The 12,125-nt window shown below is 66.5% G+C and carries 12 protein-coding genes; 6 read left to right on the top strand and 6 right to left on the bottom strand.

What is annotated here, in order from left to right:
* Window positions 1–11 precede the first annotated feature (11 nt).
* Window positions 12–2,027, bottom strand: a complete 2,016-nt coding sequence (gene rpoD, locus BLM15_RS00800) for an RNA polymerase sigma factor RpoD (RefSeq protein ID WP_126109458.1) — start codon at window positions 2,025–2,027, stop codon at window positions 12–14.
* 194 nt (window positions 2,028–2,221) lie between these two features.
* Window positions 2,222–4,114, bottom strand: a complete 1,893-nt coding sequence (dnaG, locus tag BLM15_RS00795) for a DNA primase (RefSeq protein WP_126109456.1) — start codon at window positions 4,112–4,114, stop codon at window positions 2,222–2,224.
* Window positions 4,115–4,240: 126 nt separating this feature from the next.
* Between dnaG and BLM15_RS00790 the strand changes: the two genes are divergently transcribed.
* Both BLM15_RS00790 and BLM15_RS00785 read left to right on the top strand, forming a co-directional pair.
* Window positions 4,241–5,158: a LysR substrate-binding domain-containing protein gene (locus BLM15_RS00790; protein ID WP_126109454.1), complete on the top strand. Its 918-nt coding sequence runs from the start codon at window positions 4,241–4,243 to the stop codon at window positions 5,156–5,158.
* Between the two features lie 171 nt (window positions 5,159–5,329).
* Window positions 5,330–5,650 (top strand): NIPSNAP family protein, encoded by a 321-nt coding sequence (locus BLM15_RS00785; RefSeq protein WP_126109452.1) that lies wholly within the window; start codon window positions 5,330–5,332, stop codon window positions 5,648–5,650.
* A gap of 12 nt (window positions 5,651–5,662) precedes the next feature.
* Here BLM15_RS00785 and BLM15_RS00780 read toward each other — a convergent pair whose 3' ends face one another.
* Together BLM15_RS00780 and BLM15_RS00775 are read right to left on the bottom strand one after the other, a co-directional pair.
* Window positions 5,663–6,160: a hypothetical protein gene (locus BLM15_RS00780; RefSeq protein WP_126109450.1), complete on the bottom strand. Its 498-nt coding sequence runs from the start codon at window positions 6,158–6,160 to the stop codon at window positions 5,663–5,665.
* 58 nt (window positions 6,161–6,218) lie between these two features.
* On the bottom strand, window positions 6,219–6,680 hold the full coding sequence (locus tag BLM15_RS00775) for a GatB/YqeY domain-containing protein (RefSeq protein WP_126109447.1): 462 nt from the start codon (window positions 6,678–6,680) through the stop codon (window positions 6,219–6,221).
* A gap of 134 nt (window positions 6,681–6,814) precedes the next feature.
* Here BLM15_RS00775 and carA point away from each other — a divergent pair, with 134 nt between their 5' ends.
* Entirely contained in the window at window positions 6,815–8,023 is a 1,209-nt protein-coding gene (gene carA / locus BLM15_RS00770; protein WP_126109445.1) for a glutamine-hydrolyzing carbamoyl-phosphate synthase small subunit, read from the top strand.
* A gap of 185 nt (window positions 8,024–8,208) precedes the next feature.
* Window positions 8,209–9,009 carry a prephenate dehydrogenase gene (locus BLM15_RS00765; protein WP_126109443.1) on the top strand — a complete coding sequence of 267 codons (801 nt, stop codon included), beginning with the start codon at window positions 8,209–8,211 and terminating at the stop codon, window positions 9,007–9,009.
* On the opposite strand, the gene BLM15_RS00760 is transcribed toward BLM15_RS00765, so the two are convergent.
* Window positions 9,006–9,938, bottom strand: coding sequence for a LysR substrate-binding domain-containing protein (locus tag BLM15_RS00760; protein WP_126109441.1), 933 nt, complete (start codon window positions 9,936–9,938; stop codon window positions 9,006–9,008). The genes BLM15_RS00765 and BLM15_RS00760 overlap by 4 nt on opposite strands.
* Window positions 9,939–10,029: 91 nt before the next feature.
* Here BLM15_RS00760 and BLM15_RS00755 point away from each other — a divergent pair, with 91 nt between their 5' ends.
* On the top strand, window positions 10,030–10,929 hold the full coding sequence (locus BLM15_RS00755) for a DMT family transporter (RefSeq protein ID WP_236846474.1): 900 nt from the start codon (window positions 10,030–10,032) through the stop codon (window positions 10,927–10,929).
* Between the two features lie 123 nt (window positions 10,930–11,052).
* Here the strand turns inward: BLM15_RS00755 and BLM15_RS00750 are convergent, their stop codons facing one another.
* Window positions 11,053–11,601, bottom strand: a complete 549-nt coding sequence (locus BLM15_RS00750) for a MarR family winged helix-turn-helix transcriptional regulator (RefSeq protein WP_126109439.1) — start codon at window positions 11,599–11,601, stop codon at window positions 11,053–11,055.
* Between the two features lie 164 nt (window positions 11,602–11,765).
* Here BLM15_RS00750 and BLM15_RS00745 point away from each other — a divergent pair, with 164 nt between their 5' ends.
* Window positions 11,766–12,101: a cupin domain-containing protein gene (locus tag BLM15_RS00745; RefSeq protein WP_126109437.1), complete on the top strand. Its 336-nt coding sequence runs from the start codon at window positions 11,766–11,768 to the stop codon at window positions 12,099–12,101.
* The last annotated feature ends 24 nt before the right edge of the window (window positions 12,102–12,125 follow it).

Below are 12,125 nucleotides of genomic sequence, written 5' to 3'. Positions count from 1 at the left end.
AGGCCGGACGACTAGTTGTCCAGGAAGCTCCTGAGCTTCCGCGAGCGGCTCGGGTGCTTGAGCTTGCGCAGCGCCTTCGCCTCGATCTGGCGGATGCGCTCGCGGGTGACGCTGAACTGCTGGCCGACCTCTTCGAGGGTGTGGTCGGTGTTCATGCCGATGCCGAAGCGCATGCGCAGCACGCGCTCCTCGCGCGGCGTGAGCGAGGCCAGCACGCGGGTCGTCGTCTCGCGCAGATTGCTCTGGATCGCCGCGTCGATCGGCAGGATCGCGTTCTTGTCCTCGATGAAGTCGCCGAGATGCGAATCCTCCTCGTCGCCGATCGGGGTCTCGAGCGAGATCGGCTCCTTGGCGATCTTGAGGACCTTGCGGACCTTCTCCAGCGGCATGGCAAGCTTCTCGGCCAGCTCCTCCGGGGTCGGCTCGCGGCCGATCTCGTGCAGCATCTGGCGCGAGGTCCGGACGATCTTGTTGATCGTCTCGATCATGTGCACCGGGATGCGGATGGTGCGGGCCTGGTCGGCGATCGAGCGGGTGATCGCCTGCCGGATCCACCAGGTCGCGTAAGTGGAGAACTTATAACCCCGGCGGTACTCGAACTTGTCGACCGCCTTCATCAGGCCGATGTTCCCTTCCTGGATCAGGTCGAGGAACTGCAGGCCGCGATTGGTGTACTTCTTGGCGATCGAGATCACGAGACGCAGATTCGCCTCGATCATCTCCTTCTTCGCCTGCCGCGCCTCACGCTCGCCCTTCTGGACCATCAGCACGATCTTGCGGAACTCCTGGATCTCCAGGCCGGTCTCCGACGCCAGGGTATGGACGTCCTCGCGCAGTTCGCGGATGCGCTCCTTCTCCTGCGCGACGAACTCCCTCCAGCCGCGCGAGCCGAGCTTGGAGACGCGTAGCAGCCATTTCGGGTCGAGCTCGGCGCCGATATGCTGCTTCAGGAAGTCCTCGCGGCCGACGCCATAGCTCTCGGCCAGGCGCAGCAGGCGGGTCTCGTGCGAGATCAGGCGCTTGTTGATGTCGTAGAGCTGCTCGACCAGCGCCTCGATGCGGTTGTTGTTGAGCGAGAGCGACTTCACCGCGGTGATGATGTCGTCCTTCAGCTTCTTGTACTTGCGGTCCTGCGACGGCGAGAGCTTGGTGTTCTCCAGCCGGTTGGCAATGTCCTGGTCCTGCAGGCGGCGCAGCTTGGTGTAGTTGCTGGCGATCGAGTCGAAGGTCTCGAGCACGCGCGGCTTCAGCTCGGCTTCCATGGCCGAGAGCGACACGTTGTTCTCCATGTCGTCGTCGTCCATCCCCTCGGGCGGAGTCTCGCCCTCAGGTGTAGCTTCCTCGGCCGCTTCCGCGCCCTCTTCGCCCTCACCCGGCATCTGGTCCGGATTCTTGCCGTCGGGGCCGGCATAGGTCGCTTCAAGGTCGATGATGTCGCGCAGGAGGACCTTGCCCTCCATCAATTCGTCGCGCCAGATGATGATCGCCTGGAAGGTCAGCGGGCTCTCGCAGAGGCCCGCGATCATCGCCTCGCGGCCGGCCTCGATGCGCTTGGCGATCGCGATTTCGCCCTCGCGCGAGAGCAGCTCGACCGAGCCCATCTCGCGCAGATACATCCGAACCGGATCGTCGGTGCGCTCGGTCGGCTCGAGGTTGCGCTTGGTCTCGACCGGCAGCGCCGAGCGCTGCGCCTCGACCATGTCGCCGCCTTCGGGCTCGTCCTCTTCGCCTTCCTTGCCGCGCGCCGCCCGCTCCTCGCCGGCAGCTTCCGGGTCCTCGTTGTCGACGACGTTGATGCCCTGCTCGCTGAGCTGGCCAAGCACGTCCTCGATCTGCTCGGAGGAGAACTCCTCCGAGGGCAGAACCTCGTTCAATTCGTCATAGGTGACATAGCCGCGCTTCTTGGCGAGCTTGATCATCCGCTTGACGGCCTGATCGGTGAGATCCAGCAGGGGGCTGTCCGTGCTCGGGGGCGCTTCGGGGGAACCCGCTTCGGACTTGTCCCGCTCGCTCACTTTGGTCGCCATAAATCAGCGCTCCGCCATCTTGCGCGTCGGATGCAGCCGCTCCGACGCAGAAAAGGGCGCCGCGGCTGCCGTTGCTGCCGCGCACCCCAACCTACTCATCCGTCACAGATAGCGCCGACCATCGTTGATGAATCGTGCACCATCTCGAAAGTCACCCCGGATCTGCCGACGAACGAGCAAAGCACCCAGCCTGGTCAGTCCTCAGGATTGGCCTCGGTCCCCTCGACTGCTTCGAGGCGGGCCTTGACGTCCTTCATCCAGGCGAAATTGGCTTCCGTTGGTTCGTCAGCCAATGCGCGTTCGGCTGCCTTCAGCTCGCTATGTAGCGTTCGTGCGCGATGATGCAAGACGAGGGCCTGACGAATCGAATCAAAAACCGATTCCAGATCAGCCGTTTGCAAGAGTTTCAGCCGCTCGGCCGGCTGGGTGACGGCGAGCAGCGCCGCCCTCGCCTCGGCCACCCGGGTCTGCTCCAGCCGGCGCCCGAAGGCCTCCTGGTCGAAGCTGCCATCGAAGGCCGCCTCGAGCAGTGCCTGCCGGAAACGCTCGGCTGCCAACCCGTCGAGCGCAAGCTCCGCGATCTCATCGACGCAGCGCATGACCAGATCCGCATGGCTGGCCAGCGCGAGCAGAATGAAGGCCTCGCGGGGATTTTCGCCATGCCGGCGCTGCAGCATCGCCGAATTGGTAAGCTGCGGGCTCGGCCGCACCAGCGACAGCGGCTGCCTCTCCGGGCCGCGCTGAAAACCGCGCCCGCCGCGCGCATTGCCGCCGAACCCGCCCTGCCGGCGCCCTTCGAAGCGCTCCTGTTGTGGCGCCGGGGCAAAGAGCTGGCCGACGCGCTCGTCGATCTCGCGACGGTAATGCCGGCGCGTCGCCTCGTCGCGGATCAGGCCGAGAGGCTCTTTCACCCTGCGCTCGAAGGCGGCGCGCCGCTCCGGTGTATCGAGCTGGCTCGCCTCGAACTCGCGCGCCCAGAGCATATCGACCAGCGGCTTTGCCGCCCCGATGACCTCGGCAACCGCCTGCTTGCCACCCGAGCGAGCGAGATCGTCAGGGTCCTGCCCTTCCGGCAGCAGGGCGAAGGAGAGCGATTTGCCCGGCTCCAGCATCGGCAGCGCCAGATCGATCGCCCGGCCCGCCGCCTTGCGGCCGGCCTTGTCGCCGTCAAGGCAGATCACCGGCTCCTCGGCCATGCGCCAGAGCAATCCGAGTTGGTCTTCCGTCAGCGCCGTGCCGAGCGGCGCCACCACCTGGGGAAAGCCGGCCAGCGTCATGGCGATGACGTCGACATAGCCCTCGACCACGATCACCTGGCCGGTGTCATGCGCCGCTTTCCGGGCATTGTGATGATTGAACAGCAGCCCGCCCTTGTGGAAGAGCGGCGTCTCCGGCGAGTTCAGGTATTTCGCAGGGACATCGGCGCTCATCGCCCGGCCGCCGAAGGCGACGACCCGCCCGCGCGCATCGTGGATCGGGAACATGACCCGGTCGCGGAAACGGTCATAGGGCACGGCGATCTCCTCGCCATGCACCAGGAGCCCGGTCTCCATCATCGCATCGGCGCCAACGCCCTTGCCCGCGAGATGGTCGCGCAGCGAGAAGCGGTCGGGCGGGGCATAGCCCATGCGGAAGAGCTGGCGCGCCTGCGCTTCCAGCCCACGCCCGGAAAGATAGCGCCGCGCCAGCCCGCCGCGCTCGGATTGCAGTTCGGCCTCGAAGAAGCGTGCTGCGAGCTCGACGACCTCGTGCAGACCCTTGCGCTTCTCCTCCTGGACCTGCGCCTCGACGGAGACTTTCGGCAGGACAACACCGGCCTCCGAGGCGAGCTTCTCGACCGCCTCGGGGAAGGACAACCCCTCGGTCTCCATCACGAACTTGAAGATGTCGCCGTTCTTGCCCGAGGAGAAATCGAAGAACGAGCCCTTCTGGTCGTTGACGAAGAAGGACGGCGTCTTCTCAGCATTGAAGGGCGAGAGCCCCTTCCATTCCCTGCCGGCCTTGGCGAGGCGCACGCGCTTGCCCACGACCGCCGAGACTGGCAGCCGCGCCTTGATCTCCTCAAGGACGGAGGGCGGGAACTTCATGGCTTCCTATCTGGCGATGCGGAGAGCTTGTGCCAATCACCGATCGCAGCGCTCCCCCGATTATTGGCGCAATCCACAGCGCGTGATAGCCAGCCATGCTGGCGAAGCGAGGCAGGAGCGCGTGCGATGATCGAGACGCGGCTGCTGCGCCAGTTCGTCGCCGTCGCCGAAGAGCTGAATTTCCATCGCGCCGCCGGGCGCCTGCACATGGCGCAGCCACCGCTCAGCCAGGCGATCCGCAAGCTCGAGGACACGCTCGGCTTATCTCTGTTCGCGCGCAGCAACCGCAGCGTCGCGCTGACGCCTGCCGGTGCAGCCTTCCTCGTCAGCGCCCGGCGCGTCCTCGCTCAGCTCGATGAGGGCATCCGGGAAGCAAAGGCTGTCGCCGCCGGCCAGGCCGGCCGCCTCTCGATCACCTTCGTCGGCACCGCCCACGACCTGCTGCCCTTGGCGCTGCGCCGTTTCCGTACCGAATTCCCGGGCATCGAGCTCGTCCTGCGCGAAGCGACCACGGGCGAGCAGCTCGCGGCGATTACTGCGGGCGAGGCCGATATCGGCCTGATGCGCCACCCCGGCATCATGGTCGCACAGCTCGCCAGCGAATGCCTGCTGCGCGAGCCGATCCTCGCCGCCCTGCCGGACGATCACGTGCTTGCTGGACAGGGGACCATTCCCCTCGCCGCTCTCGCCAGCGACGACTTCATCGGCACGCCGCGCCAGCTTGGCATCGGCTTCCACGACCAGATCATCGGGCTCTGTCGTCTCGCCGGCTTCTCGCCGCGCATCGTCCAGGAAGCCCGCCAGATGCAGACCGTCGCCAGCCTGGTCGCGAGCGGCATTGGCGTCGCGCTGATCCCGGGCTCGCTGGCGCTGATGCCGCGCACCGGCGTCGCCTTCCGGCCGATCGCTGTCGAGGCGCCGCCGGAGATGATGCATGTCGAACTGATTGCCGCCTGGGACGCGACGCGCAGCTCGCCGGCGCGAGAGAACTTCCTCGCTGTGCTCCGGCAGGCAGTCGTCGATATGCGGGACATATCAAACTAGGACAAACAATATATTTTACTGAAGGCAGCCATGCAGGCAGCCTCCTCGCACAGCAATAGCGAGGAGCTTCAGCTCATGCACCGCCCCATCCGGCGATCAGCCTTGCTTGCGGCCGCACTCTCCGCGGCGGCCGCCTTCGCCATCCCTGCCTCAGCGACTGAACGAGCGACCATGATCGAGCAACTGCGCATCTACGAGATCTTCGAGAACAACAAGGACGCCTTCCACGCCCGCTTCCGCGACCATGCCGCCCGCATCATGAAGACCTATGGCTTCGACATCGCGGCGATGTGGGAGGCCAAGGCCAAGGATCGCACCGAGTTCGTCTATGTCCTGCGCTGGCCCGACGAGGCGACGATGCGCGAAAGCTGGGCCCGCTTCATGCAGGATGCGGAGTGGTCGAAGATCAAGGACAGCAGCGCCGCCGAGCACGGCCGCATGGTCGGCGCGATCGAGGAACGGGTGATGCAGCGCACGAGCTATTCGCCGTAAGCAACCGGTTCCTTACGGACAGCTCAGCGGATCGCCAGTCAGGGCCTTCGCCACGCCATCCGTCGGCAGCAGGATCGAAGCGTCGGCAGCGCGCAACTCGATCCGCGTCGCCGTGCGCAGGCTCGCCACCACCGGCCTCATCTGCATGACGCCGAACCCCTCGTCGGGTGTCCAGGTCAGCTCGACCTCGTCGACGCCCGATTGCGCCTTGACCGGCACGCGTATCGCCTTGCCGTCGGCCACGATCTCGATCGCCGACGGCAGGGCGTCCTTGAGCTGTGTCTTGGGCAGAACGGCCATCAGATAAGGGCCGCTCGCGATCGCCGGGTTGGCGCGGGCCGCCGCCGGATCCCCGCAATAGAAGGTGAGCCGCGTGCCATCGGCGCCGCTCACCCCGGCATAGGACGTGCCCATCTGGTAGCCGGTGCCCCAGCCTTCCGACTGGGCGAGCGCAGCCGAGCTCTGCAAGGCCAGCCCGAGCGCGACCACAGCGATCAACTGTTTCGACATCGGAAGCCTCCTTTGCCGAAACGCTGCCCGTCGATCTGGCGGAAATGCCGCCCGCGGATCAGCCGCCCAGCAACTGCTTTACCATAGGCGAGACCTTGGCGAAGTCCATCTGGCCGGCATAGGCGCCGCGCAATGCGCCGATGACCTTGCCCATGTCCTTGACAGCCGAGGCGCCGGTTTCGGCGATGACGTCCTCGATCGCCGCCTTGATCTCCTCGTCGCTCATCTGCTTGGGCAGATAGGCGGAGATCACCGCGACCTCGGCGCGCTCGCCGTCAGCGAGCTCGGGCCGGCCGTTGGCGTCATAGATCGCGATCGATTCCTGGCGCTGCTTGATCATCTTCTGCAGCAGGGCGAGGATCTCGTCGGCCGTGGCCTCTCCCTTGCCGGCGCCGCGCGCCTCGATGTCCTTGTCCTTCAGCGCCGCCTGGATCAGGCGGATGGCAGCGACCTTGCCTTTTTCGCCGGCCTTCATCGCGGTCTTGAGGTCGGCAGTGAACTGCTCACGCAGGTTGGACATGATGGTGCAAACCTTCTTCATTCATTGACGGGGCGCAGGCGCCTGATTAAGGCTCGCGCTCCAGACCGGCAGCGCCACCCGCGCGCAGCCTTCACGCTTGCCGCAGCTTCCAGCGGCCTGGACGAGACATAGACATGACCGCTCACGAAGGAAACCCCGCCTCCCAGGGCTGGAGCGAGCCACGCGCGACTGCCGTGCTGGTGCTGGCCGACGGTACAGTGCTCGAAGGCTTCGGCCTCGGCGCGATCGCGCAGGCGCCCGGCGAGGTCTGCTTCAACACGGCGATGACCGGCTATCAGGAAATCCTGACCGATCCGTCCTATGCCGGGCAGATCATCACCTTCACCTTCCCGCATATCGGCAATGTCGGCGTCAACGAGGAAGACACCGAGACGGTGAACGCTGCTGCCTCCTCCGGCGTGCGCGGCATCGTGCTGCATGCCGAGGTGACGCAGCCCTCGAACTGGCGCGCGGCCAAGCATCTCGATGCCTGGCTCAAGGCCCGCAACATCGTCGGCATCTGCGGCGTCGACACGCGGGCGCTGACCACGCTGATCCGCGAGAACGGCATGCCCAACGCCGTCATCGCCCATGACCCGGCCAGCAATTTCGATATCGAGGCCCTCAAGCAGGAAGCCGCCGCCCTGCCCGACATGGCCGGGCTCGACCTCGTGCCGCTCGTCGCCGCAACCCAGCGCTATGACTGGGACGAGACGCCCTGGCAGTGGCCGCGTGGCTACGGCAAGCGCGAGAGCGCGGGCCATCGCGTCGTCGCCATCGACTACGGCGTCAAGCGCAACATCCTGCGCCTGCTGGCCAAGGCCGGCTGCGAGGTCGAGGTCGTGCCCTCGACCGCATCAGCCAAGGACATCCTCGCGCTCAATCCCGACGGCGTCTTCCTGTCGAACGGCCCGGGTGACCCGGCCGCAACCGGCGAATATGCCGTGCCGGTGATCAGGGAGTTACTGGACAGGAATATCCCGACCTTCGGCATTTGCCTTGGCCATCAGATGCTGGCGCTCGCCATCGGCGGCCAGACCCTGAAGATGAAGCAGGGCCATCACGGCGCCAATCATCCGGTGCAGGACAAGACCACCGGCAAGGTCGAGATCGTGTCGATGAACCACGGCTTCGCCGTCGATCCCGCGACGCTGCCGGCCAACGCGACCGAGACCCATGTCTCGCTCTTCGACGGCTCGAACTGCGGCATCGCCCTGACCGACCGCCCGGCCTTCAGCGTCCAGCACCATCCCGAGGCCTCGCCCGGCCCGCAGGACAGCCACTACCTCTTCGCCCGCTTCGTCGAGCTGATGGAAGCCGAGAAGGCGAAGAAGGCGGCCTGAGCCCGGCCATTGACAGCCTGCATGGCGCGCGCTTTATGCGCGCCATGACCTTTGCCTGCCTGCTCGCCCGCAACTATTACGCCCCGTCCTCATAGAGGCGGTGGCATTTTCATGTCTCAACCGCCGCGCTGGCGGTTGAAATCAGGCAGTCACCCGGCATCGCGGCCCTCCTCAAGGAAAACGCGATGCATACCCTCAACACCACCAATCCCTCCATCGGCCTGATGGGCTTCGGCGCCTTCGGCCGCCTGATCGCCCGTCATCTCAGGCCGCATTGCCGCCTGTTGGCGTTCGATCCGACGCTGCCGGCAGATGCCACCTCAGGTGGCATCATCGCCGCCGATCCCGCCGAGATCGCCGCCTGCGACATCGTCATCCTCGCCGTGCCGGTCGCGGCGCTCTCGGAAGCGATCGCGACCTTGCGGCCGCATCTGGGCGCCGGCGCGATCGTCGTCGATGTCGGCTCGGTCAAGATCGGCCCGGCCATGACCATGCTGGCGCAGCTGCCCGAGGACGTCGAGATCGTCGGCACCCACCCGCTCTTCGGCCCGCAGAGCGGGCGCGACGGCATTGCCGGCCTTAAGATCGCGATCTGCCCGATTCGCGGTCGCAGCGCCTGGCGCATCGCCGCCTTCCTGCGCCGGATGCTGCGCCTCAAGGTCATCATGACGACGCCGGAGGCGCATGACCGCGAGGCGGCGATGGTCCAGGGCCTGACCCATCTCATCGCCAAGATCCTGGTCCGGATGGAGCCCTTGCCGCGGCGGATGACCACGGCGAGCTTCGACCTCCTGATGCGCGCGACCGAGATGGTGCGCCATGACAGCCCCGGCGTCTTCCTCGCCATCGAGCAGGCCAACCCGCATGCGCGGCCGGTACGCGACCGCTTCTTCGCCCTGGCCGAGGAGATGCGGGCGCATCTCGATCGGGACCGGTCACCTGCAAACGGAACCCGAGAAGCGCTGCAGCCGGACGCGGTCTCCTAAGCCGCTTTCGCCTCCAGCCGCAGGAACCCCGCCAGCTTGCCCGCCGACAGCCCGGCCTCATGCGCGATCCGGCTCGCCAGCGCCACCGCTGCCGGGCGCGGCTGCCCCATCGGCCGGTCGAGCCAGTAGGAGACCGGATTGAGCGCCGTGCGCTGATCGACCCTGATGACCCGCCCGGCATCGACCTGCGCCTGCGCCAGAGGCGGGCGCGATAGCGCCACGCCAAGCCCCGACGCAGCAGCGTCGAGCACGAGATTGTAGTCCTCGAAGCGCCGGTCCTGCTGGCGCGGCCGGAAGTCGAGCCCCTGCGCATTGAACCAGGCGCGCCAGCCGGCGGCGTCCGAATCATGGATCAGCGGCTGGTCGAGGAAGCGCTCCGGCCTGCCCTCGCCGATCGCCTTGGCCAGCTCGGGCGAGGCCACGGGATAGCACCACTCCTCGAAGAGCTGCACCGAGACCCGCCCCGGCGTGCCGCCGCGGCCGCAGCGAATGGCGAGGTCGATGCCCTCCTCCTCAAGGTCGACCTTGCGATGGTCGACCTGCAGCATGATCCGCACGGTAGGATCGCCGCTTTCCAGGCGCTGCCAGCGCGGCATCAGCCAGAGCGAGCAGACGGAAGGCGTCGCGCTGAAGCGCACCACCGCCGTCCCGCGCGGCTCGCTCCAGCGGTCGGATGAGTCGGCGAAGACCGAGAAGGCCTCCTGCGTGCGCTGGAACAGGCGCTGCCCCTCTGGCGTCAGCGCGACGCCGCGCGCCTGGCGCTCGAAGACGCGCAGGCCGAGCCAATGCTCAAGCTTGGCGACCTGCCGAGAGATCGCGCCATGGGTGAGGTTCAACGCCTCGGCCGCGGCCGAGAAACTGCCGGAGCGGGCAGCCGCCTCGAAGGCGCGCAGCGTGTCCAAGGGCGGAAGTGGAGAGCTGTGATCCATACTCACAGCTCGTCATTGAATTACTCGTTTGTCAATCAGCTCCCCGGGGCGTCTATCGAGGGCGAACCGTCACCAGCCTTTGAGGCCTGCCATGACAACCGTCCCCTCTGCCGCGCCCTCCCGGCCCGGCTCCACCCTCGACGCCATGCTGCTCTTCACCATCCCCTTCACCGTCATCGCCTGGGCCTCCTCCTTCCCGGCGATCCGGGCCGGCCTCGCCGGCTTCGGCGCGCTCGAGCTGGCGGCGCTGCGCTTTGCCATCGCCGGCGTGTTCGCGGCGCTCTTCCTGATCGTGATGCGCCCGAAGCTGCCCGAGCGCGCCGACATCTGGCGCTTCCTCACCGGCGGCATCGTCTTCATCGCGCTCTATGCGATCTTCCTCAATCTCGGCCAGCGCGTTGTGCCGGCGGGCGCTGCGAGCTTCATCATCAACACCAATCCGATCATGACGGCGGCGCTCGCCATGCTGGTCCTGAACGAGCGCTTCAGCCTGATCGCCTGGCTCGGCACGGCAATCGCCTTCGCCGGCATCGGCGTGATCGCGCTCGGCAACGGGCTCGATCTCAATATCGGCGTCAGCGTCCTGCTGATCCTTGGCGCTGCCCTGTGCAACTCGATCTCGACCGTGGTCCAGAAGCCGCTCTTCGCGCGTCACAAGCCGCTCACCGTCGCGGCCTGGAACATGGCGCTCGGCGGCATCGCGCTGACGCCCTTCCTGCCCGGCGCGCTGGAGCAGCTACCGACAGCCCCGGCGCAGGCGATCTGGTCGGTGGTCTGGCTTGCCTTGGTCTCGAGCGTCGTCGCCTACGGCACCTGGGCGATCACCCTGTCGCGCCTGCCGGCCGCCCGCGCCTCCAACTTCCAGTATTGCGTGCCGCCGGCGGCGATGCTGATCAGCTTCCTCTGGCTCGGCGAGATCCCGACGACGCTCGGCCTGATCGGCGGCGCCATGGCGTTGGCCGGCGTGGTGATCGTCAACCTGAAGCGGTGAGTACTTGCCACTTTCCGTCATGGCCGGGCTTGTCCCGGCCATCCACGTCTTCGCCTCACTGATCGCGTGTGGTGTTCGAGACGTGGATGCTCGCCACAAGGGCGAGCATGACGCTGAGGATGACTACGTTGCCGCCCCTTCTTCGCTGACCTGCTTCTCGATCCCGAGGATCAGCTTCCTCAGCAACCCCGCCAGCATTTCGCGCTCGCCTGCGTCGAGCGACTGCAGGAAGGCGAGCTCGCTCGCCATATCCGTCCGGAAGGCCTGCTCGGCCAGCGTCGCCCCTTTCTCCGTCAACGCGACCCGCACGCTACGCCCATCCTGCGGCGACTTCTCGCGCCGGATCAGCCCAGCCTTCTCCAGCCGGTCGAGCCGGTGGGTCAGCCCCCCCGAGGAGATCATCAAGAGCGCATACATCTCGGTCGGCGTCAGCCGGTAGGGCGGGCCGGAACGGCGCAGGGTCGAGATCACGTCAAACTCGCCGCGGTCGAGCCCGAAGCCGGCGAAGGTCGCCTCGATGCTCGGCCGGACCATGTTGCCGAGCCGGAAGGCGCGGCCGAGGATCGCCATCGGTTCGGTGTTCAAATCCGGCAGCTCCCGTGCCCATAGCCGGCGCAGCCGGTCGACATGGTCCTCCGCTGCACCTTCCTGGTTTCCTGATTCGTTTGTCATTTCCGAGCCTTGGCTGTCGCTACCCCGACAGCGAGACATACACGGCGTGTGCTCTCCGGCCAAGATATCTCGACACGAAGATAATTATCTTGACAGGAAGATATCTCGCCATTATATATCTTCTCGCAAAGATAAATCCATCCGCCGCTTACAGGGAGGCAGTCATGTTCAACGTTCTTCGGTCCGAGGATCAGCAGCGCGGCGCCAACCGCACGGTGCGTTTCGAAGGCGAGGCGCTCGGCGGCCCGGTCTCGTTCTTCATCGTCGACGCCGAGCCCGGCCAGGGCTCGATGCTGCACGTCCATCCCTATTCCGAGACCTGGATCGTCCGGAAGGGCGAGGCCGAGTTCACCGTCGGTGGCGAAACCACCCGCGGCCATGCCGGCGACATCGTGGTTGCCGCACCAGATGTCCCACATCGCTTCGAGAATGTCGGCGAAGGCCGGCTCGAGCTGATCTGCGTCCACCCGAACGGGCGGATCCTGCAGCAGAACCTCTGACGATCACTCACCCAGCAAGGAAGC

The sequence above is a fragment of the Bosea sp. Tri-49 genome (genome assembly GCF_003952665.1).
Taxonomy (GTDB): Bacteria; Pseudomonadota; Alphaproteobacteria; order Rhizobiales; family Beijerinckiaceae; genus Allobosea.
This window is presented reverse-complemented; position numbering and strand designations above follow the sequence as displayed.

What these genes read in the sequence shown, in the direction of transcription:
- BLM15_RS00780 (WP_126109450.1), bottom strand. Translation starts at nt 6,160, where the DNA reads ATGTCGAAACAGTTGATCGCTGTGGTCGCGCTCGGGCTGGCCTTGCAG.
- BLM15_RS00765 (WP_126109443.1), top strand. Translation starts at nt 8,209, where the DNA reads ATGCATACCCTCAACACCACCAATCCCTCCATCGGCCTGATGGGCTTC.
- BLM15_RS00745 (WP_126109437.1), top strand. Translation starts at nt 11,766, where the DNA reads ATGTTCAACGTTCTTCGGTCCGAGGATCAGCAGCGCGGCGCCAACCGC.
- BLM15_RS00755 (WP_236846474.1), top strand. Translation starts at nt 10,030, where the DNA reads ATGACAACCGTCCCCTCTGCCGCGCCCTCCCGGCCCGGCTCCACCCTC.
- BLM15_RS00790 (WP_126109454.1), top strand. Translation starts at nt 4,241, where the DNA reads ATGATCGAGACGCGGCTGCTGCGCCAGTTCGTCGCCGTCGCCGAAGAG.
- BLM15_RS00750 (WP_126109439.1), bottom strand. Translation starts at nt 11,601, where the DNA reads ATGACAAACGAATCAGGAAACCAGGAAGGTGCAGCGGAGGACCATGTC.
- BLM15_RS00775 (WP_126109447.1), bottom strand. Translation starts at nt 6,680, where the DNA reads ATGTCCAACCTGCGTGAGCAGTTCACTGCCGACCTCAAGACCGCGATG.
- dnaG (WP_126109456.1), bottom strand. Translation starts at nt 4,114, where the DNA reads ATGAAGTTCCCGCCCTCCGTCCTTGAGGAGATCAAGGCGCGGCTGCCA.
- rpoD (WP_126109458.1), bottom strand. Translation starts at nt 2,027, where the DNA reads ATGGCGACCAAAGTGAGCGAGCGGGACAAGTCCGAAGCGGGTTCCCCC.
- BLM15_RS00785 (WP_126109452.1), top strand. Translation starts at nt 5,330, where the DNA reads ATGATCGAGCAACTGCGCATCTACGAGATCTTCGAGAACAACAAGGAC.
- carA (WP_126109445.1), top strand. Translation starts at nt 6,815, where the DNA reads ATGACCGCTCACGAAGGAAACCCCGCCTCCCAGGGCTGGAGCGAGCCA.
- BLM15_RS00760 (WP_126109441.1), bottom strand. Translation starts at nt 9,938, where the DNA reads ATGGATCACAGCTCTCCACTTCCGCCCTTGGACACGCTGCGCGCCTTC.